Origin of the sequence: Acetoanaerobium sticklandii (assembly GCF_000196455.1) — a bacterium.
Lineage (GTDB): Bacteria > Bacillota > Clostridia > Peptostreptococcales > Filifactoraceae > Acetoanaerobium > Acetoanaerobium sticklandii.
Map to the genome: position 1 here is coordinate 857,776 of NC_014614.1, position 25,060 is coordinate 882,835.

Sequence of the window (25,060 nt, forward strand, 5' to 3'; positions counted from 1 at the left end):
TATAAAATTAATATAGTGAAGCAAAGCTATTATCTAAAAGGGTAAATAAAATTTATAAATTTTTAAAGATAAATAACGGCTAATCTGATAAAATCATCTGATAGGGGGTGCTCAATGAGAAAAATAGAAAACATCATAAAATTAAGTGTAGGATTAGTATGCATAGCTTCTATTGTAGCTATTGTGTCTAATTTTATTTTAGTGCCACAAATAAAAACCTACTATGAATCAAATAGATCCTTAGTAGATGAAATAAGCGTTCTTCAGGCAGAAACTAGGCTTCCTATAGCAGTAATAGAAAATATAAAGACTCAAGTAGAAAAAGATGAATCTGTAAAAATGAATGATGCTCTGAAAAATGCATATGCAAAAAATAAGCTCATAATACAAGTAAATATAAAAAAGTTTAATAAGCTTTATGGGGAGCTAGGGGATAATCTTACTAAAATAGACAAGCAGACACTAGGAAGACATAGCAATAATTTGGCACCTATGAAAAGCACTGTAGATGAATTATCAAGTAAGGTAAGCGATATAAATTCTACTGTATCTGTGGCTTATATAGTTGATACTGATGTCGAAAAACTAGCTAAGCTTTTTATAGAGCAAGATAAATCTATAAAAAATCTAATAGAATATCAAAAGAATATTGAGAATTTAATGGTTAAAGATATTACTTTAATTATAAATGCAGTAATAATTACCCTGATAGGCATACTGTTTTTATTAGGCGTAGTAATACTTCGTTTTATTCAATACGATTTTTCTTACATGATGAAAAGCCTAAAGGTAATATCAAGCCGTAAAAATTTAGAAGACTCACTTCCTAAAATAAAGCCATATTTTGATGAAGAAGTTCAAATGGTGGATTATGTAGAAACAATAACTGCAGAAAAAAACTTCTCAGATGAAATAAGCACCTTACTAACAAAGTACTATATAGTAGACGATGTAGTAGATGCTTTATTTTATAAATTAAGCGAAAGACTTGAAATTGATAGAATAGGGGTTGCCTTTGTAGACTATGAAGGCGGAAAAATCATAGCCGAGCATGGAGTGATTAAGTCTGGTGAAATTAAGCTAGGACCAGGATTCGAAGTATCTATTGAATCTACAAGATTAAAGAAAATCATAGATTCTGGTGAGCCTATGATAATAGATGATTTGGAAGCCGAACATGAAGATAGACCATATAGTCCATCACTAGAACTCATCAGAAGAGAAGGTATGCTCTCGAATATGATAATCCCACTTATGGTGAGTGGCTCAGTTTTTGGAATGGTGTTCTTTAGCTCTAGAAAAAAGGCATTCTTTAACAGTGAAACCTTGAGAATAGGAAAAGGCATAATCAATGAAATTGAAACCTTGATGAATAGAGCATACTTTACAAAAGTAGTATTTTCTAAAATGACATCGAGCTTTGCAGAGCTAGTAGAAGGTAAAGATACATCCACAGGTGAACACATACAAAGGATGGTTAAATACTCAGTTATCTTGGCAAAAGGATTAAAAGCTCAAAATATACCAGGATATGATATTTCAGAGAAATATATTTTGGAAATCGAGCGTAATGCAGCTTCTCATGATATAGGAAAAGTATCTATTCCAGATGCAATACTTAAAAAACCAGGAGCGCTCACTCCAGAGGAATGGCAGGAGATGAGAACTCATGCAGCTGTAGGAGCTGATATTTTTAGAGAAATAAGAGAAAGCTTGAAAATGTTTGATAAAGACTTTTTCAAAGTTGCTGAAGAAATTGCTAGATATCATCATGAAAAATGGGACGGCTCAGGATATCCAGAAGGGCTAAAAGGCGATGAAATACCTCTTTCAGCTAGAATAGTAGCAATAGCAGATGTATTTGATGCGCTCACATCAAAAAGAGTTTATAAAGACGCCCATGGATTCAATGATGCAGTGGAGACTATTAAAAAAGGTGCAGGAAAACACTTTGATCCAAACTTAGTAGAGGTTTTTCTAAATGAATTAGGAGCTATAAGAAGAATATATGAACTCTAAAGCAATAAAATATTAAAGGTTATTGAACATTGAGAAATGTAGAGATGCCAAAATAAAAACAGGTTTAGCTTAAGATTGAATTAAGCAAACCTGTTTTAAAATTCTAATGTGGAGTTTGGTCTTTATTTATATCTTTTCTAATTGACTTACCTTTTCTTTTTTTAATAACTTTTAGTACAAGATATCCTATGATGGAAATCACGATTCCATATGGAAAGAAATATATAAGTGCTATGATAGCATCTTCAAAAAACCTTCCAGCGTAATAAGCTGATTCTTTAAGTGCATTCATAACTCTAGTGCCAAATGGAGTTTTGATATTATCTCCAGAGCTAAACTTTGCAACTTCTTCTAGCTGAAAATTAACTGTGCTGTAATTTACGCTGTCATCCATATTCATAATACTTGCAGTTAGATTTTCTTTATCATAAATTATAGTGCTAAGCTGATTTTCAAGCGCTATAATATCTTCCATCTTCTCAGCTTTTTCCAGCAGTGCAAGAATTCTAGCTTCCTTTGTTTCTAGTACCTTAAGTCTAGACTGAGTATCTCTATACTGCTTGGTTATATCCATTTTCGAAGTGTTTTCAGAAATAATGTTTCCAATTTCAGTTAGTTCCTTTTTAAAATTCGATAGATTCTCTCTAGGAATTCTTATGGTGTATTCAGAGCGTTTTAAGGCGCTGCTGTAGACATAGTTGTTATAGGATATATTAGAGGTCTCTATATAGCCCTTGTGTTTTTCAATTAATGAATTTAGCTTTTCTACAGTAGGCATAAAATCTTTTGTCTGCATATAAATAGATACAGTAGTAATGATTTTGTCGGGCTCTATACTTTTAGGGTCGCTGATATAATCGATACCTTCCATCTCGGGCTGAGGAGCTACACTGCCTGAATCAGTAGCCATATCAGGAGCTGAGTTTTGAACCTCTTCAGTTGCAGATTCATTTTTGTTTGATGAGCATCCAGCAAAAATAAGATTAAAAACTAGAAATAAAACTAGTAAATATGAAAACTTAAAATTCTTCATAAAGCTCAACTCCTTTGGAAATAATAGTATTAACGAAAATCAATTAATTTTTCGTAAGCCTTTATGTATATTAAAACCTATACCCAAAACTTATAACATATACTTAAATACTCATAAGAAGTTTAACTATTATTTAAAGTACACAAAAAGGGTATATATAAAGCAAGTAAATAGAAACATTCAAGGAGGGATATAATATGAAAATTGATATAACAGAAAAAGCTAAAGCATATATGAATCAAAAATCAATAAGCACAATAACCTTCGAAAAAAGAGTCTGTTCCCGTGGCTGAGCAGGGCCAATGGTAGAGGCTATAGTATCGCCTACACCTCCCCAGGCTGGAGAGGACTTTAATCAGTATGATGTAGAAGGAATCAAAGTATATATAGACAAGGGTTTTGAATTTACAAAAGAGCATGCAGAAGTAGATTTAAGAGGATTCTTATTTCTAAAAGAAATAATCCTTACAAATATTAAAATAGTTTAGTATTACAAAAAAATTATGAATTAATTTTGAATTAATATATTAGGCGATAAAGTCTTATTTATGAGATAATAATCATGGATAAGGCTTTTTTTATTTACCTTTTCAAGGAGATTGATATGCATTTTACAAAAGTAAAAGGAATCCTTTCACCAAAAAATGGAATGAACCTATATAGAGGATGCACACATGGCTGCATATACTGTGATTCAAGAAGCACCTGCTACCAGATGAACCATAAATTCGAAGATATAGAAATAAAAGAAAACGCAATAGAACTATTAGAAGATGCCTTAAAAAGAAAGCGAAAAAAATGTATGATTGGTATGGGCTCAATGACAGATCCCTATATTCCTGAAGAAATCAAGCTAAAACATACAAGAAAGGCTTTGGAAGTAGTAAGCAGATATAGATTTGGAATTACCCTTATAACTAAGTCAAATATAGTACTTAGAGATTTGGATTTACTAAAAGAAATAAATGAAAAAACTAAATGCGTAGTTCAAATGACACTCACGACCTACGATGAAGAACTATGCAAAGAAATAGAACCAAACGTATCAACTACAAAAGAACGATTCGAAGCCCTATTAACATTAAGAGATGCAGGAATTCCTACAGTAGTATGGCTTACACCACTGCTACCTTATATAAATGATACAGAAGAAAACCTATTAGGAATACTGAATTATTGCAAAGAAGCGAAAGTATATGGAATTCTTTGCTTTGGGATAGGAGTGACTCTGCGTGATGGAAGTAGAGAATACTTCTACGCTCAGCTAGACAAGAAATTTCCAAACCTCAAAGAGCAGTATATTAAAGAATATGGGAATAGCTATATAATAAATAGCAAAAATAACACAAAACTCATGAAAATATTCCATGAATTTTGCGAGGAAAATAAAATTGAGCATAAGCCAGATAATATATTTGTCTATCTCAATGAGTTCGAGGACAAAACAGAATTTGAGCAGCTGAGCTTCTTAGATTAGTTTGAAAGATTATTAACAAAAATTATGCGGTATATATTATCATATCAAGAGAGAATATGAAAAAATTAGAGAGGTGGTTAAAATATGGACAAAATACTTTTTTATGGAATGACTGGGGAAAAGATGTGCTTTCAGCATATATTACTAAATGCACTAGATTTTCATGAAGCAGGAAAAGAAGTTAAAATAATATTTGAAGGAGCATCAGTAAAATTAGTTCCATTATTTGAAGAAGAAAAAAATCCTCTTTACTTAAAATCTAAAGAACTGGGACTTATAGCTGGAATTTGCTTAGCATGTTCTAAAGTAATGGAAGTATATGGTCAAAACCTAGCCACAGGAATTCTAATGCTAGATGATATGAAAGGACATGCAGGAATGAAAGACTATGTAGACAAAGGCTATATGGTAGTGAGTATGTGATTAATCCAGTCTAAATCTAATAAATAATTTGAATTCAAAAATTGAATATACATCTACAACCAAAGTCTTATATATGAGATAATAATCATAGATAAGACTTTTTTATTTAGAATATTTATATAACTATCCGTAGTTAGAGATGAACTTAAACCTACTCATATTAAAAAATATATCAAAATCTGTTAATAAAAAATAAGATGGAAGCAGGAATCTTGATGAAGCCATTTTTGGATATAATAAATCTAACCATCAAAGTTTATAATTTTGAAATGAGCTATGAAGATTACTCGAGAAAAGTAAGAGAAGATGAATACTTTTATCCTATGGTAATTATTTTAGCTATTAACTTATTGGCGGCATTTGCAATTTTAAGAATTCCTTGGTATGGGGGCATAATCCTAATTGTTGCTTTTATTTCTGCTATGTTTGCTCAAAAAACTGCGTATACATATAAACAGCAATTTTTTAGAGGATTGATATGGGCAATATCTAACTTTTTATTATCAGCAGCATTTTTGTTTTTATTAGTGTATATGAGAATAATATGAAATATTGAACTTATTTTTACAAATATACTTAAATATAAATCTATATAAGTAAATTTGTAAAAAAAGAATAAACTCTTTGAACAGTGGTTACTTGATTAAATTTTTTAATACATACAAAGGGTATAAATAATTATAATTTGCCAATACTTATATAATTTTTCAAGAAGGAGTTGTATGAATGATTACTTCAAAAGATTATTTTTACAAATTGATAGATGAAGTAAGTAGCGAGGAAATTGCGAGATAATGCATTTCGTTAAATATTTAAAAATAAAAAAACATATGAAATGTTCTCAGAAAAACTAAAAAATCTTTAAACAAATATCATTTCACGATGCACTTACGGCAGATCACATTGTAAAAGAATTCATGGAAGATTAAACATAAAAGAAAATAGCAAAAGAACTTACTAGAGCCATCCAAGAAAATATATCAATAGACTGGAGCGTAAGAAAAAGAGCCCAAGAAGGAATGAGAAAAATATCATCAAACGCATCCTAAAAAAATACGAAAGATCCACCAGAACATGCAAAAAAAGCCCTAGAAACAGTAATGAGACAGGCAAAAAAATGTGCTTTAATCAGATTAATTTTAATACTTCTAGAAAGAGCGACTGAAGGGGAAGACGAGCACTAAGCTACTTGAAAGCTTTTTAAATAAAAATTAATTGAAGAAACGGGGGATACTATGTCGAAGATAAAAGTTGGGGATTTTTATTATGGAGCAGTTCTGTCTATGTTGTTTAATAATAAAGTAAGTCCTGCTTTAGTAGAAAGTGATGAGAATAGGCAAATTTATGATTTAACAACAAATGATGGGTCTTGCAGATTATATATTAAGTATAGAGCGAGCAAAATAAAGAATTTGACTGAGAATTATAGTAGCTGGCAGTTTGGTTTTGCATGTACTGAATTAGATGATATGAAAAATTATATAGATAATGGATTTAACCTATCATTAGCTCTTGTATGCGGGATGGAAGGCTTAGCTGAAAGTGAAATAGCACTTCTTAATAAGAGTGAAGTTGAGGAACTGCTAAATTTAGAAAAGTCGTCTATCACAATAAGTAGAAAGAAAAATGAACGAGCATATAGAATCTCTATTGGTGGAGGTAGAAATTCTGCTATTAAGATTAAAGCTAATCAGTTTGAAGAGATATTTCTAGATTGATGTTTAATTTAAAAATATGTTCCTAAAGTAAAAAAGCGAAAGGAATGAAAAAATTATGAAAGCTACTGAAACTAAAGTTGAAGATTTTTTATCTGCAAATAAAACTCAGTTTGTAATTCCTGTTTATCAAAGAAATTATGATTGGTCAACTTCTGAGTGTAAGCAGCTGTTAGATGATATTTTAGAAGTTGGTTCAAATAAAGATATGAATACTCATTTTATTGGAAGCATAGTATATATACATGATGATGTTTATACTTCTTCTAAAGTCAAAGAGCTTACTATAATTGATGGCCAACAAAGGCTCACAACATTAACTTTGATTTATCTTACTATTTTTAATTTAGCTAAGATGCTAAATGACGAAGAGTTAGCAAATGAAATGAATGAAACCTATTTAATTAATAAGTATGCATCAGAAGACGAAAAATTGAAATTAAAACCAACAGAAAATAACGATAAGGCTATCCAGTTTTTGATGAGAGATATTGAGAATGAAGATTTTAAAGAGTTTTCAAAGATTATAGATAATTATAATTACTTTAAAGGTAGAATTCTAGAAGAAAACTATGAATATGTTTTGGAAGGTCTTTCAAAATTGATGTTTGTTGAGATATCTCTTGATAGAGAAAAAGATGACCCTCAAAGAATATTTGAAAGTCTTAACTCCACTGGACTTGAATTATCTCAAGCTGATTTAATTAGAAACTATATTTTAATGGGACTTAGTAGAGCTGACCAAGCAAAAATATATAATAAGTATTGGGAAATAATAGAAAAGTATGCAAAAGACGAAAGTACAAATGTAAGCAAGGTATCAGAATATATAAGAGATTATCTGACACTTGAAAATAAAAAAATTCCAAATAAAAATAAGGTATATAACGAGTTTAAACTCAAATATCCTACAAATACTATGGAAGACTTAGAGGCTGTTTTAATAAAAATTAGAAATTGGGTATATCATTACAACAAGCTTCTAAATCCACAAAATGAACAAGACAAAGATATAAGAATTCAATTAGAGTACATTAATAGATTAGAGATTAATGTTGCTTTCCCATTTTTATTAAAAGTATATGATGATTATGTCACTAAAATAATTGATAAAGCCACTTTTATAGATATTTTAGAATTTATTCAATCATACACATGGAGGAGATTTATAGTTGGATTACCAACAAATGCTTTAAATAAAATTTTTATGGGTTTGTATGATAAAGTTAATCAATCTAATTATTTAGAGTCTGTTCAGTTGACATTAGTATCAAAGTCAGGCATTCAAAGATTTCCTAAAGATTTAGAAGTAGTAGAAGCTTTAAAAGTAAAAGATGTTTATGGAATTAAATCTAAAAACAGAGTATATCTACTTGAACGTTTAGAAAATCATAATAACAAAGAACGTGTACAAATAGAAAATAATACTGATATAACTATAGAACATATATTTCCTCAAAATCCAGATGTGAAGTGGAAGCAAGAATTAGCAAATGATGAATTTGTATATATCAAAGAAAATCTAACTAATACAATTTCTAACTTAACTCTTTCAGGCAATAATGGAAAATTAGGTAATAAAATATTTAAAGAAAAAAGAGATATGAAAGATGCAGGATATAAAGAAAGTAGACTTTGGCTGAACAAAGACTTGGCTAATTATGATAAGTGGGGAAAAACTGAAATCGAAAAGAGATTTGAAAGACTTTCTAAAAGATTTTTGGAGATTTGGAAATTTCCAGAAATCAAAAATTATGTTGAAGATACAAATGGAGAAATTAATATTTTTGACGCTGAAGAACCAAAACATAAAAAATTAGAATATGCTATATTTTTCAATCAAAAACTAAATATAACTCAAGTTTCAAAACTATATTTTGAAGTTATAAGACAGCTTTTTGATTTGCAACCTGAAACATTTTTTACAACGGATTTAGCTGAAAGAATTAGTTTAACAAAGAAGCCAGGGGAAAAAGGTATAAGACGTCCAATTGCTCTAAATGAAATTTATTTTATGGAAGGGAATATTGATAATATAGGAAAATTTGAGAGAATAAAACATGCTTTGACTCTTTATGGATTTGAAGATGAGCTTATAATTAAATATTTAGAAGAAAATAAATAGTTTAAGTGAATGTCAATGACTTGAAGGGATAAATAAAATATAATTTTTTTTCGGAGGGTAATTATGGGATACTGGAAGTTTGCAACTCAAAACAGAATAGAGGAAGTAAGCTTTAATCCAGTGCTAGAGAGATTTTATGGGTACGGGATTAATGGACTTATAAGAGAAAATATCCAAAATTCACTTGACGGTAAATTGCCAGATAGCGATTTGCCAGTTGAGGTAATAATTGAAAAAGGGGAAATAGAAACTAGGCTTATCCCTGGAATTGATGAGATTAAGGAACGGATAAAGGTTTTATATTCTCACAATATTTATGCGAATGACACCATAAAGCACATGCACAATAAATTAGACCAAGAAGTAGTAAATTATATATCATTTGAAGATAGAAATACAAAGGGATTAAGAGGTGCTACTGAAGGCTATTGTTCAGGTTCTGCTAATACCTATAGTGCATATGCGTATAGTAAAGGGATTCATATCACAGACAATAACTCTGAGGTTGAAAAATCAAGAGGAGGCTCTCATGGAATAGGTAAGATTGCTTCAAATGCAGCTTCTGATTTATACGTAATGTATTTTGCTAATTGTGATGAATATGGAAATAAACATTTAGGTGGAACTGCTCAATTAGTAGAGCATTCATATGAAAGCTCAGTGTATAGAGCAACAGGATATTTCACTGATGAAGCAGACAATAATCATTATTTCCCATATGAAAATAAATTCGATAAAGTGTTTAGTAAAGATACTAGAGGATTAAAAATAGTTATTCCATATTTGAGAGAAAATTTTAATGATGATAAGGAAATTGTGAGAGCAATTTGTGATAACTTTTTCTTGTCGATTTATCAAAATAAATTAAAGGTTAAGTACAATGAAGTTTTGATTGATAAAGAGAATATTAAAACTATAATTTATAATGCAGATTATTATGAGCAAGATTTAGAAAAAATGAAGGATGTATTTACTCCTTTGTATTTAGATACATATCTAAATAAGGAAAAGTTTGAAATTAGCATATTTGACGGAAATAAAGATAAATATGAGTTTAATTTATATTTTCAATATGATACTTCGATTCTAAAAGGAAGAGTAGCAGTTATTAGAACTATTGGAATGAAGATAGAAGATAGAAAGATATTAAATTGTGCTACGAAACCTTTTAATGCTGTACTTATTCCTAAAGATTCTGATGGGGACTCTTTTTTAAAATCCTTGGAAAATGAATCACATAGTGAGCTTAGTGTAGATCATATAAAAGACTCCAAGGAACAGAAAAATTCTAAAAAGTTTTTAAATAATTTAAGTACCGAAATCAGAAAAATATTAGATGATTTTATTAGAAAAAATAACCCAGTAGATGGAAAAATCGACACAAAGGATATAATTTACGATGTAGAAAACAAGTTTAAGACTGAGCTTAAAGCAAATACTAAAATAGTAAAATTATCGCAAAGTGTTGAAGAAAAACCTATTGTAAAGTATGACACCAAGAAGAAAAAAGAAGATAAAAAAGAGAAAGATAAGACAGAAAAAAATAAAAATGAAAAAGAAAAGAAGCCAGCAAAAAAAGTAAAGAAAACTGATAAGGATAACGTTACTAAGCAGTTTATAAAAGTTCATCCTCATATGGTTAGACGTTTTATTCATAAGGATAAAGAATTTTTAAATATAAATCTTTCAGGTGAAGATGTAAAAAATAGACCTTTACTATGCAATCTTATGATTAAGGTAATAGATGGACAAGGCAAAGAACGTGATAATGAACTTAACATAAACACGGATTATAAGGCTATACTAGATGTTCAGTCTGGAAATCTTCTGAGCTCAGAAGGAGAATATATCAAAAATATCACATTAAAAAATAAAAATATTGGTTTAGAGATGGATTTAAACTCTAGCTATAACAAGACATTAAAGTTCTTGTATTATTTGGAGGTATAGATATGATTTTTTCAAAAAATGCAATATTTCCATATCCAGTATTAAAAAATGAATTAGACGATTATACAGAAAATATATTTAATTTAGAAGTAGATTTAAAAGATAATACTAATGAGTTTATTTTTGAAATCACATATGAAATAGGCTCGGATTATATCAAAAATTTAATTGATACAAAAAAAGCAGCTTTATTTTTAGTTATAAGAGCTAAAGATAATAAATTTTTTAGGGTTGAAAATAACTCCAAAGTAAGTATACCTAAAAATAGAATATCTTTAGATAATAGGACTAGCATACAGTTAATCATAAGAGCTGAAGAACAAATTGATTTTCAGGACAATAATGACTTAACTGACTTTTATACTGGAATAAAGACAAAAATATCAATTGATAAGCATTGTTTGTTAGGTTTATCAAATGTTGTTATTTTCGATGGAAGCATGAGAAAACCTTTTGATATTTTTGAAAAAAGAATATCAAGCGACCTTAATTCAGATATAAAAATTGAAGTGGGAAGCGAAACAATAATAATTGAATACAAACATGAAGATTACCAGTTTGTTACATCTCCGAACAGCTCAATATTGAATTATCCATACATATACATGGGAATGCAAAAAGCTCTAATGAATATGATAACAGAAAAATCAGAGGATGGAGAATCACTTGATTTTACTGATATGGAAATGCCAGAAGAACCTCTATATGCAAAGCTATATAATCTACTAAAGTCAAAGGGGATAGATGGGGTAGATATTAAAAATATTGATGAAGTCATATATAAATCTTCTGATAGAATTTTAGAAAAATTTTCAAATGTTATAAAGGGGCTAAATGAAAATGGAAATTAGATTTTTGAAAAGCAGTTATATAAAAGGGGAACAAGTTTATAATGATTTTTTAAATAATACTATTGGAAGTTTAGAAGAACATTATGATGATAAAATTGCAAATATAAATTCAGCACCAGATTTTCCAATTTATATTAATGTTTCAGAAAATTTAAGAGCCCCACTTTTTGTGGAGGCTATTAATATAATTTCAAATCATTATTTAGATATGGATAGAGAATATTCTCTAGATGGACAGTTTTGGCATTCACTTTTATTACTGAAAAAAAGAGATTATATTTTAGAAAAATATCCTGCAGTAAAAGAAAGTGAATCTAATTTTAAAAATGTGGTTGTAAAAAAGTTTGATTGGGAAAATTATATATATAAATGTGTGCTAGCAGCTCAATATGTGAATGACAATGTAGACGATCCAGATAAAAGAGAATTTTATTATAACTTAATAGCAAATAACCTAGATGTCTACAACTATATTATAAAGTATGAGATATTTAGAAACGATAAGTTTTTATTGAATGTTTTAGATATAATCTACGATAATGATTTATCTGAAATTTTAAAAGCTAAAATAAAAGATAGACCAGATTTGGGAAAAGATGAGCGTGTAGGAAGAAGAGTTATTTTTGAACTAAACAAAAGCTATCCTGTGGTATTAGCACCTACACTTGATAAAGAAGAGCTAGAAGTTTTATTTTTGGAAAATCTAAAAAAATATACTCCAGATATTTAAAGGGAAACGATTGTATCGCTGCTTTGTATAAATAAAAAAATTTAACTGTTATCAGTAGTTATGATTTAGGAGGAGATTATATGACCCATGGTTCTCTAGAATTTATTAAAGTAACTGATGACAAAATATTGGACTTTATGAAATTAGCAGAAAAGAAAATAATATTTGCAAAGCCAGCATTTTTAAAAGTGGAATTGGAAAGTCTAGTAGATTTAAGTAAAAAAAGGAATTTTGTTCCGACTGTATATTTAGAAAAAGGTGAGGATGCAATTAGATTAGGATTTGGGGAGACAGAATCATTAGAAGTATTATTAAAAAATGCTGAAATAATAGATTTAAAATTGGTAAATAAATTAAGATTAGGCATTCTAGTTGTGGATGATAAGTCGATTGTATATATGCCAGAATTAACTTTTAAATATAATGAATCTAAAGAAATGAATTTCCCGAATGGTTTTTTCTTTAATGATGATATAACAATTGATATAGTTAAGCAACTAGAAAACGATAGTCAAAATATTATTGTTAATAATGGTGATAAAGAAAGTTATGATTTATTTGATTTAATCAGTAATAAAGAAGAAAGACAAGGAAATGAAGATAAAATAATAGAAAAAAATGATAGTAAGATTATAGTTTTTCCAAAAGTGAAAATAAGTCATGATGAAAAGTCTATTGCATTGAAAAATATTGAAGAAAGTGTAAATAATTTAACACATAATCCTGCTATTGATCCAGCAAAACTAAGTGAAGTAAATTTTTATAGAAATAACTATAAAATTTTAAAAAGAAAAATACACGGAATAAAAATAACAACTAGGAGCATTAACTTAAAACCATTTAATACTTTACTTCCGAAAATCAATGAGAGATTAGAAAGTAGTTGGCATATTTTTAATAAAACAGATATTGATGAAGTACAGTTCACAAATATATTTGAAAAAGAATTAGGAAAGATAGATAAAAAATATAAAGATGATTTATATCAAGTGGGCAGATTTGGAACTCTAATAAGCTCAAATATATTAAATCAGTACAAAAATGAAGTAAATAAATTCGTAGAAGAGTTTAAAGAATATTTAAAGCATGAGGACTTACCTAAGCATATAAAAGAAAGGTTTGAAAAAAATAATAACGAAAAATATGATAGAAGTAAATTAATAAAAATAATAAACTCAAGTAGAGATGAGTTAGAAAAATATCTATTAAGTATTTGCCCTGAAAATGATGAGGATTTTAGAAGGGTTATTTTTAATTTGCATTATCCGCTAATTAATAGTTATAAAGAATCTAATGAAAATGAAAAACTAATATTTAGAGAATTTATTAGTTTTTTTGTATCAGCAAAATTAAATTTTATTAATATAAATAAAATCATTGATGACATAAAAGTAGAAATGGATTTTTATGATATATCTGATGAACTATTGTTTAATAATGTTGATTTTATTAAATCTATTCAAGAATTAGAGATTAACGTTAGAAGTAATTTTAAAGGATATAAATAGATTGTTCTTATAAACTTATTTAATTAGCGAGAGCTGAATAACTAAAGGATTAAGCAATTGAGTTTGAAGTTATATTTGCTAAAATGGATAAGGATTGTGATTCTAAGGGGGAAATCAATATGGATGATAATGAAAAGAAAAACGAATTACTAAACTCATTTTCTAATATGGAACTTTATCCTAGTATTGTGGAAGAAGACATAAGTATTGAGAGATACCAAAAAATATCCTTAGTAAGTTTAGCAGCAATCGGAACTTCTTTTGAGCAATTGGCTTTGGCATTTCAAAATGTTATGAATGATGCTCCCACAGGAAAAATATTATGCTATGTAGAAATTCCAAATAAAGGCCATTTAGCTAAATTTAAAGATGGTTCTGGATATTTAGGAGCAGTTCTTAAAGAGAATGGATCTGTTGGAGGAGGACAAGCGGTTATTAATCCACTAATTTGCAATCCAGCAGTGCTTATGATTGCATTTTCCATCATGAGTATAGATAAAAAGCTTGAGAATATTTTGGAAATACAGAAAGAGATACTTGATTTTTTAGTAAGACAGCAAAGATCAGAACTTAAGGGAGACCTTAATTTTTTATCTGATGTTTTCAATAATTACAAGCATAATTGGAATAGTGTAAAATTTAAAGATAGTAATTATACTAAAGTTTTAGATATAAGACAATCAGCAGAAAGAAAAATTGATTTCTACAAAGAGCAGATAATGATAAGAATTAAAAAAAGTTGGTTGTGCATGGAGACAAAGAAGTTAATAAGCAACTTACAAAGCTAATATCAGATTTGAAAGACTATCAAGTTGCTTTATATATTTATTCATTTGCACGCTTTTTAGAAGTAATTTTATTAGAAAACTTTGATGAAGCTTATCTTGATCAAATTACTAATAAGATATATGATTACTCGTTTAAATATCGTGAAATTTATACTTTGTGTTATGACAAAATACAGAATTATGCTGATTCTTCAGTAAATGCAAATTTATTGAAGGGATTTGGAAACATTAATAAAGTTTTAGGTGAGACTATAGCAAAAGTTCCAGTAATAAACAACTTGCAAATAGATGAAGTATTGATTGAAACTGGAGACAAAATAAAAAATTATAGTTCGAAGAAAGCAGATAAAGGTATTGAAAAACTAATTGAGAATCAAAGCAGCTATGTAGTTCCTTTTGTAGAAAAGATAGAAGAGATAAACAAGCTATACAATAGGCCATTAGAAATTTTATTTGACCACGAAAACATATACTTGAAATCATTAGAAGAGTAAAATGCAATGACAACTATAAGTACTGAATAAGTTCTCTAGCATAAAATCAAAAATCATATTAACAGACAGGAGGAACCGCCTTGAACTACATCATACAAATAATCATCTTGGCAATATTTTTAATACTATTTATAAACTGGCTCTCCCAAAAAGCATTTCAAAAGAAGCTCAACTCTTTGCAAGCTATACTAATAACAGAAAATAATCCTGACAAGTATATAGAGGAAAATACAAAGCTACTTGAAACCACTAAGAATCTATATAACAAGTCACTTATTTATATCAATATTTCTGCTGGGCATGCAGTGAAGAAAAGCTATAGAAAATCAAAGGAAGCACTAAAGAATATTCCAGAAAAAGGATTAAGAGGAATAAACAGAGTTGTGTATTTTAGCAATCTTGCATACTATCATTTTAAATTAGCTGAGACAAAGGAAGCTATAAAGATAGTAGAGGATAATAAAAAAGAGTTTGATTTATATCAGAACCACTCATTACTAGGCAAACATATAAAATTAAATCAGGTATATTATCTAAAGGCTAAAAAAGAGCTAGATACTGCAAGGGAGCTACTTGGAAAACTAAAAACTGAGTATACAGATGAAAAATATTTGCAAGAGCTTTCTGAAGTGAAGCTTTAGAATAAAAAAAGCTATAATCTCATATAGAACAGAAGAGATTATAGCTTTTTTTTGTAGAAATATTTTGAACTTATTTTTTAAGTTTGTCTATAAAATATTTGAATATTTTTTGAGAATCTTCGTTAGTTCTGCTCATCATTTCTGGATGCCACTGAACAGCGGCGATAAACTGACTATCATCTTCTTTTTCGATTGCTTCAATTATTCCATCTGGGGCACTTGCTGATATTTTAAATCCTGGTGCCAAGTTTTTGATAGCTTGATGATGGAAGCTATTGATTGAAATTTTAGATTTTCCTGTTGCTTTAAATAAGAATGAATCTTCGTTTATTATGATATCGTGAACTGGCATATCAGGGTTAGCATAGTTCATATGCTTTAGGTCTGTACCTTGAAAGCTGTTATCTTGGTATAGACTTCCTCCATGAAAAACATTTGTAAGCTGACTTCCACGACATATACCAAATATAGATTTTTGAAGTTTATTTGCTATTTCATAAGCCATAAATTCAAAGCTGTCTCTCATAGGAGATAAGTCTCCTAGCTTATCACAGGGCTGTTCATTATATAGAATTGGGTTTAGGTCTTGACCCCCACTAAATAGTAAGCCATCACACATAGAGATTTGTCTTTCTAAATTCTCAAAATATTGACTAGTAGGGATTAATATTGGAACTCCACCAGCTTCTTCTATTGACCTAGAGTAGTCTTGGTTTATAGTTATGCGTGGATAGCCTGGGAATAAATAATTTTTATCCATTTCTATATTTGTAAATATACCAACAATAGGTTTGCTCATAATTTTTCTCCTCGCTTAAATTAATTTAGTCACTTATGAAACGCTTCTATTACTGCTAGAAACTACTTTTTTTTCTTTGTATAACCCCATTTTGTAAGGAATGTATACTCCAATAGGTAGGATTACATATCCTATAATCATAGCGCAGATAGCATAGGTGTTTACTACAGTTTCTCCATTGTCGTTTACCATTGAAAACTGGTCTGCCCATGAGAATTTGTAAAGTAAGAATGCTGACGTTACAAAAGCTAGAATAGGAATTACAACATCTGTAAAGAACATTTTTTGCGCAGTTTCTATCTTTGGTTCTTTATTTTTATCATAGTAGAACATAATTACAGCCATAGGAACTACTAAAAATTGAATAAATCTAGATACTGAGCTTATTATCATGATTCCACGCATATTGTACTGGAAAGCCATAGGAACTGCGATGGCCATTGATGCTGTAACTAGGAAAGCGAATAGGGGAACTCCTTGCTTAGTTTTTTTAGAAAGAAATATAGGTAGCTGTCCCTCATCAGCCATAGCTTCAAAAATTCTTGGAGTACTGAAAGCTGCAGCTATATTGATACCAAACATAGATATAACTGCTCCGTAGATAATTATGTTTTTGATGAGTGGGTTTAAAAAAGCAGAAGCTAAAATTACAGGTTCAGTTGAATTTAGTATGCCTTCAGGATTTATTATCATAGCTATACTCACTACACTTACATAGATTAGAGCAACTATTCCTATAGCTAAAGGAATTGCTTTTGGAAGATTTTTTTCTGGTTCTTCCATTTCAGAAGCAGCAGATGCAACTGATTCAAAGCCTGTATAGGCATAAAAAGCAGCTAAAATTGCACCTACAAAGATTGAAGCATCCATTGGTTTTACGATAAGCTCACCTGCAGTATCCACTGCTTGATTAATAGACATAAAATTGTTTTGTCCAGTTTTTAAAAATATTGCAAGTCCAGCAAATACTGCAACTAATAAAGCAGTTATTTTTCCTATAGTAGAAATATTGCTGGCTATTTTTGTTATGTAAGATCCAGAAAATACAATTGCTAAAAGTATTCCCATAAGTATTAAAAATCCAAGAGTTATATTGCCTTGCGTTTGGGCATCTGGTCCACCAAAGATTCCAAGTGTAGTACGTACTACAGCAGTCGCCATTACACCCCAAGCAATTGAGCCAGCTGCGAATCTAGTGATACCCACATAGTAACCGACTTCATTTCCAAAGGCTGCTTTTGAATATGCATAACCAGAGCCATTTTTAGAAATATACTTAGCGGCTGAAGCAAATGTAATTGCTAATATAATAGCGAATAATCCAGCTAAAATATAAACTAGAGGAGTATAAGTTCCTGCAACTTTTACAACTCCTGCGGGTGATAAGAAAATACCTGTACCAATAATGCCGTTGATGGTCAATAACACTATAGACCAAAAACCAAATTTTTTGTTCATGTCAATCATCTCCTTTTGTGATTATTTATAAAGTTCAGAATTTATTGTTCTATTAAGCATTATTGATGCCAAATTGTTAAAATAATAATTATATTATATAAAAATAATTTATAAGCGTTGAAATATAGGTATTCTTTAAAAGTGAATATTGATTTAAGATTATAATACTACAGTAAAAGAATAATATAAAAGAAAAAATAATAGGATTAAATAGGATTACCACAACATAATATACTATTTATCCTATATAATTCTATTTATAAAGAATATAAAATTATGAGCAAAGCTTATCTATGGAGGGAATCATGAAAAGCATTGGGATAGTAACGGATGGAGTCAGCGAGTTAGGAAAGTTCCTAAAAGAAAATCTTGAAATGGTATTGAAAAATCATGTACAGATAAATAATTATTATATTAAAAGCTTGAAGGATGATTTTGTAATAGAGGATGATTTAATACTTATAATGATTGATAAGAAGCTCAAAGATATATCAAAGCATATAAAGAGCAAGGATAATGTAATAGTTATTGAGAGAACTATTATGCTATCAGCTTACCATGAATTGCTAAATATTCCTGCTGGGATTGATGTTTTGGTAGTTAATGACGATGATGAAACTACAAAAGAGACAGTTGAACTATTAATTGAGTTAGGAATTACACACATTAATTTAATCCCCTATGAAAAAGAAGGAAAATATAAAAACATACAGCTTGCAATTACACCAGGAGAGAAAAGATATGTACCATCCTATTTGGATGAAGTTATTGATATAGGGAATAGATATATAGATATATCAACTTTTTTTGTCATTATTTCAAAATTATCACTAAATCATGATGAAATAATAATAGAACTAAAGAAATATTTGGAATTAATAGTAAGCTTATATTCAGGAATGAAAGAAAAGGTCAGAGAAATATTTGTAAAAAAACAAGAGCTATCTACTTTATTTGAATTAGCAAATGATGGTATTTTGATTACAAATAAAAATGGAAAAGTAAGACATGCAAATAGAAAATTTTGTGAGTTATTTAATATTCAGGAAATCAATGACAAAAATATGAAGCAATTACTTCCACAAAAATGGATTAGTAAGCTTCAAACTGATGATATTTTAGATAATACTTTATTTGAAAATGATAAAAAGGTGTTTAATATAAACAAAAAACCACTGACCTATTTAAATTCTACCTATGGATATTATTATATTTTTCAAGAATTAACTTATATAAAACAGCTAGAGCAAAGCTTATCAAGCAAGCTTAGAAATCTAGGACATGTTGCTAAGTATACTTTTGATGATATAATCGCAAATTCTGACTCGATGGAGAAAACTATTGAGGTTTGTAAAAAAATAGCAAAGACGGATTTAACTGTATTATTAATCGGCGAAAGTGGTACAGGAAAAGAAATGCTAGCACAATCTATTCACAATGAGTCAAACAGAAAAAATCAGCCCTTTATTGCTATAAATTCGGCAGCTATGCCAGAGAATTTACTTGAAAGCGAATTGTTTGGATACGAAGAAGGAGCTTTTACTGGAGCGTTAAAAGGCGGAAAAAAAGGCTTGCTAGCTCAAGCTAACCATGGGACTGTTTTTCTGGATGAGATAGGCGATATGTCGATTCATCTTCAAACAAAGCTACTAAGAGTACTACAAGAAAAACAAATTATGGCTCTAGGATCGTCTAGTATTATGGATATAGATATAAGATTTATAGTTGCTACGAATAAAAATCTGGAAGTGCTTTCACTAGAGGATAAATTCAGAACAGATTTGTATTATAGAATCAACACTTGCCAGATTAATCTACCACCTCTTAGAGATAGAAAAAGTGACATTGTATTAATAGCTGAAAATTTTTTAGGAAATGAATATAAAATAGATAATAGTGTAAAGGATACTTTGCTAAATCATGATTATAGAGGAAATATAAGAGAGCTAATAAATATTTTAAATTATGCTAAAGCAATTTCCAGTAATGATATAATTAAGTATGAGGACTTGCCAGAGTATATAATAAACAAGCAAAATCAGTCAGTTAAGCTAGAATGCATATATAGTACTCAGTCAAATAGTAAAGTAGATAAAGCTAGATTTATTCTTGAGACGATAAATAATCATGGGTCTATAGGAAGAAATATGCTAATACGTTTGGCTGAAAAGGAAAATGTACCAGTAAAAGAAGCTGAACTTAAAAAAATACTTACTAATTTAAAAAATCAAGGCTTTGTAAATTCGGGAAAAGGCAGAGCAGGGACATATATAACACAAAAAGGCTTAGAAGAATTAAGTAAACAACTATAGCAGGAGGAAACCATGAGGATAATTCACACAGGAGATTGGCATCTAGGAAAAAATCTAGAGGGCATGAGCAGATTGGAAGAGCAAGCTGAATTTTTAGAGGATTTCATTAAAATTGTAGAAGATAATAGAGCTGATTTAGTTATTATAGCTGGAGATGTTTATGATAGTTTTACTCCATCAGCAAAAGCAGAGATTCTTTTTTATAATACTCTTAAGAGATTATCTAAAGATGGGGAAAGATTGATACTCGTTATAGCTGGCAATCACGATAGCCCAGATAGATTAGTAGCGGCATGGCCACTAGCTCAGCCACATGGAATTATCATGCTAGGAACTCCAAAATCAACAGTACCTATAGGCACTTATGGTAGACATGAAGTGATAAAGTCAGAGCCTGGAATAGTTGAAGTAATGATAGGAGAGGAAAAAGCTGTAATAGCTGCTATTGCTTTTCCTAGTGAAAAAAGGTTAAATGAAGTTCTTTATTTAGGAACAGATGAGGATGAAGAAAAGCTAGAGAGCTATGAAGCTAGGATGATACAGTTATTCACTGAACTTGAAAAGCATTATAGAGATGATACTATAAATCTGCTTGTGTCACATATTTTTGTTATGGGAAGCGAGGAGAGTGGCTCAGAAAGAAGTATTCAGCTAGGAGGTAGCTATCTTATCAACAGTAGTATCTTCCCGAAGAAAGCTCAATACATTGCTCTAGGGCATGTTCATAAGCCTCAGATAGTTCCTGGAACTGGTGGCAAGGCTAGATATTCTGGTTCGCCTATCCACTATAACAAGACTGAGATTAATTTTACTAAAAGTGTGGAGCGAATTGATGTAGTAGCTGGTCAAGATGCTGTAATTGAGAGAATTGCTCTACCTGTATACAAACCTATAGAGGTGTGGAAATGTGAGAATTACTCAGAGGCTCTTGCAAAATGTGAAGAGAAAAAGGGTGAATCTAGTTGGGTTTATTTAGAAATAAAAACTGATGAATATATCAGGGAAGATCAGATAAAGGGATTAAAGCTACTCAAAAAAGATATTCTAAGCATCAGACCTATTACATCTGAAGATATAAAAAGAGAAGAAATGATAAATGACCATAGAACCCAGTCTTTTGAGGAGCTATTTCAAGCATTTTATATAAAACAAAATAAAGTAGAGCCATCAGAGGAAACCAAGGAGACGATATATAAACTTTACTACGGGGAGGACTATGACAATGAAGCCAATTAGTTTAACTATCAAAGGGCTAAATAGCTTTGAAGAAGAGCAGCATATAGATTTTTTGAAGCTTACTCAAAATGGTTTTTTTGGTATTTTTGGTCCTACAGGTAGTGGTAAGTCAACTATTCTAGATGGAATTTGCCTAGCTCTATATGGAGATATTCCAAGGGGTAAAGTAAATTTTATCAATCTAAATAGCGATAGAGCCTATGTGGAATTTGAGTTTCAAATTTCGGGGGCAGAAAATAGAAAATATAGAGTCAGCAGAGAGTTTAGAAGAGATAAAAAATCAGGAAGCCTTAGAAGTGATAAGTGTAAGCTAGTAGATGTAACCTATGATGAGCCTGAGATTTTAGAAGAAAGTGTAACCGCAATAACGAAAAAATGCGAGGCTATAATAGGTCTAAAAAAAGATGATTTTTTAAGAACTGTGGTTCTTCCTCAAGGTAAATTTAGCGAGTTTTTAAAGCTAGATGGGGCAGATAGAAGAAATATGCTAGAAAGGCTTTTTAACCTATATGAATATGGGGATGAGCTGAGAAAAAAGCTAAGTAATAGTATGGATATAGAAAAAAGTAAATTGACTAGGCTAGAAGGAGAGCTTTCTGGTATAGGAGCTGTAGAGCCGGATGATTTACAAAACCAAGAGATTTTAGTCAAAGCAAAAAAAGATGAATATGAGCTAGCAAGTAAAGAAGCTGAGCTAATATTAGAAAAGCTCAATAAGCAAACTGAAGTATTTAAGCTACAAAATGAAAAGAAAACCTATGTAAGTCAGCTTGAAGAAGCTCTAACTAAAAAGCCTGAAATGGAAAATAAAGCTAAATCTTTAGCGATTTTTAAAAATGCAAATCAGCTAAAGGATATGATAGCTGATTTTGAAAAAACTAAATTAGAATTTGAAAGCTGCAATAAAAAATTGTCTGAAATTGAATTAAAAAGGAAAGACTGCGCTGAGAAAAAAACTGAGATTGAAGCTAACTATGATATGGCAAAGCAAGCCTATGAAACTGAGCTTCCAAATCTTTTAGCGAGCAGAGGAAAATATATAGAGGCTTTAGAAAAAATAAAGGAGCTAGATATCCTAAAGCTAAAAATTGATGAGTGCAAGGCTCAGGAAATAGAGCTTAATAAAAAGCTAAACAAACTAAATACAGATAAAGAATATAAGAGCAAAGAGCTAGAGCGTTTAAAAAAGGATATGGAAGAGATAACTTCTGTGATTGCTGAGTTAAAAGTAAGTGCTTTGTTTAGGTCTAAAGTGGAGACAGGATACCAGCTGAGCAAGGATATAGCTAAGGAAGCTGAGAGAAAGCTTAAACTAGAAATAGAAAAAGCTAATATATCTAAAGAGTGTGAAGCGGATAATAAGGAAGTAGAAGCTATAAATTCTAAGCTAAAAGAATTAAAAGCCAAAGACCTACTTATTCAGAAAGAAATGGATGAATTAAAAGAAATGCCTCTAGGTAATAGGGATGATTTAATCAAACTAAATGAAAGCTTTAATTTAGTATCTCAGGCATGGAAATTAAATGAAGAAAAAAGTAGACGAATAGAGGAAGCAAATCATAAGGCTAATATGCTAAAAAATCAAGTACAGGAGCTAGATAAAGCAAGAGCTGAACAAAAATTGATTTTGGAAGAAGAGAGTAAAAAGCTAGAAAAAGCCAAAATAGAAAATCTAGCTCTAGAGCTAAGAAAAAGCTTAAGCCATGGGGAAAGCTGTCCAGTTTGTGGGGCAGTAGAGCATCCATATCTGCATGATGGAGCTCATAATCTAGAGTCGTATTCTGAGGATTTAGCAATTTATGAATCAAAGTTAGAAGAAGCTACAAAATTAGTAACAAATTATGATGAAAAAATTAATAAGCTAGATACAGAGCTTGCTATATTAACCAAACAAATAGAAGAGGATTACTCAGAAATAGCTGGTATAGATAAAAGCTTACTTGCAGTTTCTTCTAGCGATATCAAATTAGAGTATGAAGCTTTAGATACTAGGATTAAAGATTTTGAAATGAAGAAACAAGAGCTAGAGATAAATGAAAAAGCTTGCCTAAAAGAAATTTCTAGCTATGAAAATAAAAATGCTTCAATCACATCCAAGCTTGAAGCTAGTAGTAGAAGATTAGAAATTTTAGAAAAAGATATGGCTGAGCTTTTCGAGTCTTTAAATTCAAGTCAAGATAATCTATCAAAGTTAAAAGAGGATTTGAAGGTTGAGAATTTTGAGCTTGAATATAAGAAAATAATTGAGATGGAAAGCAAAAGAGAAGCCTATGAAAAAGACTTAACTGAAAAAAATAAGCTTTGCAGTATGACAGAGAACTTATTAAAAGATATAGAAAAAGAAATAAATCTATTGAGTAACGATCTATATACTGTATCTACAAGAAAAGACAGCTGGGAGTCTAGCTACAATGAACAAAAATCATCTTTAATCTCTAAGGTAGGAGAGCTAGATTCAGTAGCAGGATTTTTAAAAGATACAGAGTCTAAAATAACTGAGGTTCAATCAAACTACAAAGAGCAAAGCAAGCTAAAAACAGAAGCTGAAAACGAATATAGTTCTTTAAACGAAGAATTCATTAAAGAAAACCAAAAGCTTATTGGACTTGATTTAAGAATTAAAGATACGGATAAAACTCTTCATATTAGACTTGCTGAGCTAGGTTTTGGGGATATTGAAGCTGTTAAATTGAATTTCAAGGATCAAATAGAGCTTGATACTATTGAAAAAGAAATCAAAGAATATGAAAATAAACTGTCTAATATAAGCTCTATTATTCAGACTCTAGACTCTAAGCTAGCTGGCAGAGGTGTAGACGAAGAGGAATTTAAAATGCTTGAAATTGAAGCAAAAGAAAAGCAAATAGCACTTTCAGATTTAAACAAAAGCTTGATTTTGGAAAGCAAGAAATTAGATGAGCTAAAGCTTAAGCTTGAGTCTATAAAAGAAATTTTGGAGAAGAAAAATAAGATTGAAAAAAAGCAAGCTATATTAAAGGAATTAGAAACTCTATTTAAAGGAAATAGGTTTGTTGAGTTCGTAGCTACAGAAAGACTCAAATATGTTTCAAGAGAAGCCTCGAAAAGACTGCTTGATATCACTGGCGGAGGTTATAGCTTAGAAACTGATGATGATGGAATTTTCTTAATTAGAGACAATAAAAATGGAGGAGTGCTAAGAGATACCTCGACTCTTTCAGGTGGAGAGACCTTCCTAGCATCTCTTGCACTTGCACTTTCTCTATCAGCAGAGATTCAGTTAAAAGGTACAGCTCCTTTAGAATTATTTTTCCTAGATGAAGGCTTTGGGACTCTAGATGATAATTTACTTGAGGTGCTGATGAGCTCACTTGAAAAAATTCACAATGACAAGCTTAAAGTGGGACTTATTTCTCATGTGGAATCTGTAAAGCAAAGAGTTCCAGTTAAGCTTATAGTTACGCCAGCAAAATCAGGCATCTGTGGAAGTACTATAAAAATAGAGCATAACTAAAATATGGA

General features: G+C 30.0%; 20 protein-coding genes. 17 read left to right on the forward strand and 3 right to left on the reverse strand.

Features of this window, described 5'->3' with window-relative positions:
* The first annotated feature begins 114 nt into the window (after positions 1 to 114).
* Positions 115 to 2,019, forward strand: a complete 1,905-nt coding sequence (locus tag CLOST_RS13480) for an HD-GYP domain-containing protein (RefSeq protein ID WP_013360947.1) — start codon at positions 115 to 117, stop codon at positions 2,017 to 2,019.
* A gap of 103 nt (positions 2,020 to 2,122) precedes the next feature.
* Here CLOST_RS13480 and CLOST_RS03910 read toward each other — a convergent pair whose 3' ends face one another.
* Complete coding sequence (locus tag CLOST_RS03910) at positions 2,123 to 3,052, reverse strand: DUF4349 domain-containing protein (RefSeq protein ID WP_013360948.1); 930 nt, start codon at positions 3,050 to 3,052, stop codon at positions 2,123 to 2,125.
* Positions 3,053 to 3,249: 197 nt separating this feature from the next.
* Here CLOST_RS03910 and CLOST_RS14190 point away from each other — a divergent pair, with 197 nt between their 5' ends.
* From CLOST_RS14190 to CLOST_RS03975, 13 genes are all read left to right on the forward strand, one after another.
* Positions 3,250 to 3,540: a CC/Se motif family (seleno)protein gene (locus tag CLOST_RS14190; protein ID WP_310731977.1), complete on the forward strand. Its 291-nt coding sequence runs from the start codon at positions 3,250 to 3,252 to the stop codon at positions 3,538 to 3,540.
* A gap of 116 nt (positions 3,541 to 3,656) precedes the next feature.
* Positions 3,657 to 4,529, forward strand: coding sequence for an SPL family radical SAM protein (locus tag CLOST_RS03920; RefSeq protein WP_041487339.1), 873 nt, complete (start codon positions 3,657 to 3,659; stop codon positions 4,527 to 4,529).
* An 84-nt stretch (positions 4,530 to 4,613) separates the two neighbouring features.
* On the forward strand, positions 4,614 to 4,952 hold the full coding sequence (locus tag CLOST_RS03925; protein WP_013360951.1) for a hypothetical protein: 339 nt from the start codon (positions 4,614 to 4,616) through the stop codon (positions 4,950 to 4,952).
* Positions 4,953 to 5,167: 215 nt separating this feature from the next.
* Positions 5,168 to 5,500, forward strand: a complete 333-nt coding sequence (locus CLOST_RS03930; RefSeq protein ID WP_013360952.1) for a hypothetical protein — start codon at positions 5,168 to 5,170, stop codon at positions 5,498 to 5,500.
* 687 nt (positions 5,501 to 6,187) lie between these two features.
* Entirely contained in the window at positions 6,188 to 6,670 is a 483-nt protein-coding gene (locus CLOST_RS03935; RefSeq protein ID WP_013360953.1) for a hypothetical protein, read from the forward strand.
* Between the two features lie 55 nt (positions 6,671 to 6,725).
* Positions 6,726 to 8,792 carry a DUF262 domain-containing protein gene (locus tag CLOST_RS03940; RefSeq protein WP_013360954.1) on the forward strand — a complete coding sequence of 689 codons (2,067 nt, stop codon included), beginning with the start codon at positions 6,726 to 6,728 and terminating at the stop codon, positions 8,790 to 8,792.
* A gap of 63 nt (positions 8,793 to 8,855) precedes the next feature.
* Complete coding sequence (locus CLOST_RS03945) at positions 8,856 to 10,742, forward strand: hypothetical protein (RefSeq protein WP_013360955.1); 1,887 nt, start codon at positions 8,856 to 8,858, stop codon at positions 10,740 to 10,742.
* 2 nt (positions 10,743 to 10,744) lie between these two features.
* Positions 10,745 to 11,593, forward strand: coding sequence for a hypothetical protein (locus CLOST_RS03950; RefSeq protein WP_013360956.1), 849 nt, complete (start codon positions 10,745 to 10,747; stop codon positions 11,591 to 11,593).
* Positions 11,583 to 12,323 (forward strand): DUF6339 family protein, encoded by a 741-nt coding sequence (locus tag CLOST_RS03955; protein WP_041487340.1) that lies wholly within the window; start codon positions 11,583 to 11,585, stop codon positions 12,321 to 12,323. The genes CLOST_RS03950 and CLOST_RS03955 overlap by 11 nt, the downstream gene beginning before the upstream one ends.
* 80 nt (positions 12,324 to 12,403) lie before the next feature.
* Positions 12,404 to 13,831 carry a hypothetical protein gene (locus tag CLOST_RS03960; protein WP_013360958.1) on the forward strand — a complete coding sequence of 476 codons (1,428 nt, stop codon included), beginning with the start codon at positions 12,404 to 12,406 and terminating at the stop codon, positions 13,829 to 13,831.
* A 119-nt stretch (positions 13,832 to 13,950) separates the two neighbouring features.
* Positions 13,951 to 14,619: a hypothetical protein gene (locus CLOST_RS03965; protein ID WP_013360959.1), complete on the forward strand. Its 669-nt coding sequence runs from the start codon at positions 13,951 to 13,953 to the stop codon at positions 14,617 to 14,619.
* On the forward strand, positions 14,577 to 15,113 hold the full coding sequence (locus tag CLOST_RS03970) for a hypothetical protein (RefSeq protein WP_041487098.1): 537 nt from the start codon (positions 14,577 to 14,579) through the stop codon (positions 15,111 to 15,113). The genes CLOST_RS03965 and CLOST_RS03970 overlap by 43 nt, the downstream gene beginning before the upstream one ends.
* Positions 15,114 to 15,193: 80 nt before the next feature.
* Entirely contained in the window at positions 15,194 to 15,754 is a 561-nt protein-coding gene (locus CLOST_RS03975) for a hypothetical protein (RefSeq protein WP_013360961.1), read from the forward strand.
* A 70-nt stretch (positions 15,755 to 15,824) separates the two neighbouring features.
* On the opposite strand, the gene CLOST_RS03980 is transcribed toward CLOST_RS03975, so the two are convergent.
* The gene (locus CLOST_RS03980) at positions 15,825 to 16,553 is read right to left on the reverse strand and encodes a gamma-glutamyl-gamma-aminobutyrate hydrolase family protein (RefSeq protein WP_013360962.1); all 729 of its coding nucleotides are present in this window, start codon (positions 16,551 to 16,553) and stop codon (positions 15,825 to 15,827) included.
* Between the two features lie 33 nt (positions 16,554 to 16,586).
* Positions 16,587 to 18,011: an APC family permease gene (locus CLOST_RS03985; RefSeq protein WP_013360963.1), complete on the reverse strand. Its 1,425-nt coding sequence runs from the start codon at positions 18,009 to 18,011 to the stop codon at positions 16,587 to 16,589.
* A gap of 305 nt (positions 18,012 to 18,316) precedes the next feature.
* On the opposite strand from CLOST_RS03985, the gene CLOST_RS03990 reads away from it, so the two are divergent.
* Genes CLOST_RS03990 through CLOST_RS04000 form a run of 3 tightly spaced genes read left to right on the forward strand, consistent with a single transcriptional unit; the run spans position 18,317 to position 25,052 of the window.
* A complete protein-coding gene (locus CLOST_RS03990) occupies positions 18,317 to 20,323 on the forward strand; it encodes a sigma-54 interaction domain-containing protein (RefSeq protein ID WP_013360964.1) in 2,007 nt (668 codons plus the stop codon).
* 12 nt (positions 20,324 to 20,335) lie between these two features.
* Positions 20,336 to 21,559, forward strand: a complete 1,224-nt coding sequence (locus CLOST_RS03995; RefSeq protein WP_013360965.1) for an exonuclease SbcCD subunit D — start codon at positions 20,336 to 20,338, stop codon at positions 21,557 to 21,559.
* The gene (locus CLOST_RS04000; protein WP_013360966.1) at positions 21,546 to 25,052 is read left to right on the forward strand and encodes an AAA family ATPase; all 3,507 of its coding nucleotides are present in this window, start codon (positions 21,546 to 21,548) and stop codon (positions 25,050 to 25,052) included. The genes CLOST_RS03995 and CLOST_RS04000 overlap by 14 nt, the downstream gene beginning before the upstream one ends.
* Positions 25,053 to 25,060: the final 8 nt, after the last annotated feature.

What these genes read in the sequence shown, in the direction of transcription:
- CLOST_RS03910 (WP_013360948.1), bottom strand. Translation starts at nt 3,052, where the DNA reads ATGAAGAATTTTAAGTTTTCATATTTACTAGTTTTATTTCTAGTTTTT.
- CLOST_RS03985 (WP_013360963.1), bottom strand. Translation starts at nt 18,011, where the DNA reads ATGAACAAAAAATTTGGTTTTTGGTCTATAGTGTTATTGACCATCAAC.
- CLOST_RS03920 (WP_041487339.1), top strand. Translation starts at nt 3,657, where the DNA reads ATGCATTTTACAAAAGTAAAAGGAATCCTTTCACCAAAAAATGGAATG.
- CLOST_RS03945 (WP_013360955.1), top strand. Translation starts at nt 8,856, where the DNA reads ATGGGATACTGGAAGTTTGCAACTCAAAACAGAATAGAGGAAGTAAGC.
- CLOST_RS03935 (WP_013360953.1), top strand. Translation starts at nt 6,188, where the DNA reads ATGTCGAAGATAAAAGTTGGGGATTTTTATTATGGAGCAGTTCTGTCT.
- CLOST_RS03925 (WP_013360951.1), top strand. Translation starts at nt 4,614, where the DNA reads ATGGACAAAATACTTTTTTATGGAATGACTGGGGAAAAGATGTGCTTT.
- CLOST_RS03930 (WP_013360952.1), top strand. Translation starts at nt 5,168, where the DNA reads ATGAAGCCATTTTTGGATATAATAAATCTAACCATCAAAGTTTATAAT.
- CLOST_RS03965 (WP_013360959.1), top strand. Translation starts at nt 13,951, where the DNA reads ATGGATGATAATGAAAAGAAAAACGAATTACTAAACTCATTTTCTAAT.
- CLOST_RS03950 (WP_013360956.1), top strand. Translation starts at nt 10,745, where the DNA reads ATGATTTTTTCAAAAAATGCAATATTTCCATATCCAGTATTAAAAAAT.
- CLOST_RS04000 (WP_013360966.1), top strand. Translation starts at nt 21,546, where the DNA reads ATGAAGCCAATTAGTTTAACTATCAAAGGGCTAAATAGCTTTGAAGAA.
- CLOST_RS03995 (WP_013360965.1), top strand. Translation starts at nt 20,336, where the DNA reads ATGAGGATAATTCACACAGGAGATTGGCATCTAGGAAAAAATCTAGAG.
- CLOST_RS03990 (WP_013360964.1), top strand. Translation starts at nt 18,317, where the DNA reads ATGAAAAGCATTGGGATAGTAACGGATGGAGTCAGCGAGTTAGGAAAG.
- CLOST_RS03980 (WP_013360962.1), bottom strand. Translation starts at nt 16,553, where the DNA reads ATGAGCAAACCTATTGTTGGTATATTTACAAATATAGAAATGGATAAA.
- CLOST_RS03960 (WP_013360958.1), top strand. Translation starts at nt 12,404, where the DNA reads ATGACCCATGGTTCTCTAGAATTTATTAAAGTAACTGATGACAAAATA.
- CLOST_RS03955 (WP_041487340.1), top strand. Translation starts at nt 11,583, where the DNA reads ATGGAAATTAGATTTTTGAAAAGCAGTTATATAAAAGGGGAACAAGTT.
- CLOST_RS03940 (WP_013360954.1), top strand. Translation starts at nt 6,726, where the DNA reads ATGAAAGCTACTGAAACTAAAGTTGAAGATTTTTTATCTGCAAATAAA.
- CLOST_RS13480 (WP_013360947.1), top strand. Translation starts at nt 115, where the DNA reads ATGAGAAAAATAGAAAACATCATAAAATTAAGTGTAGGATTAGTATGC.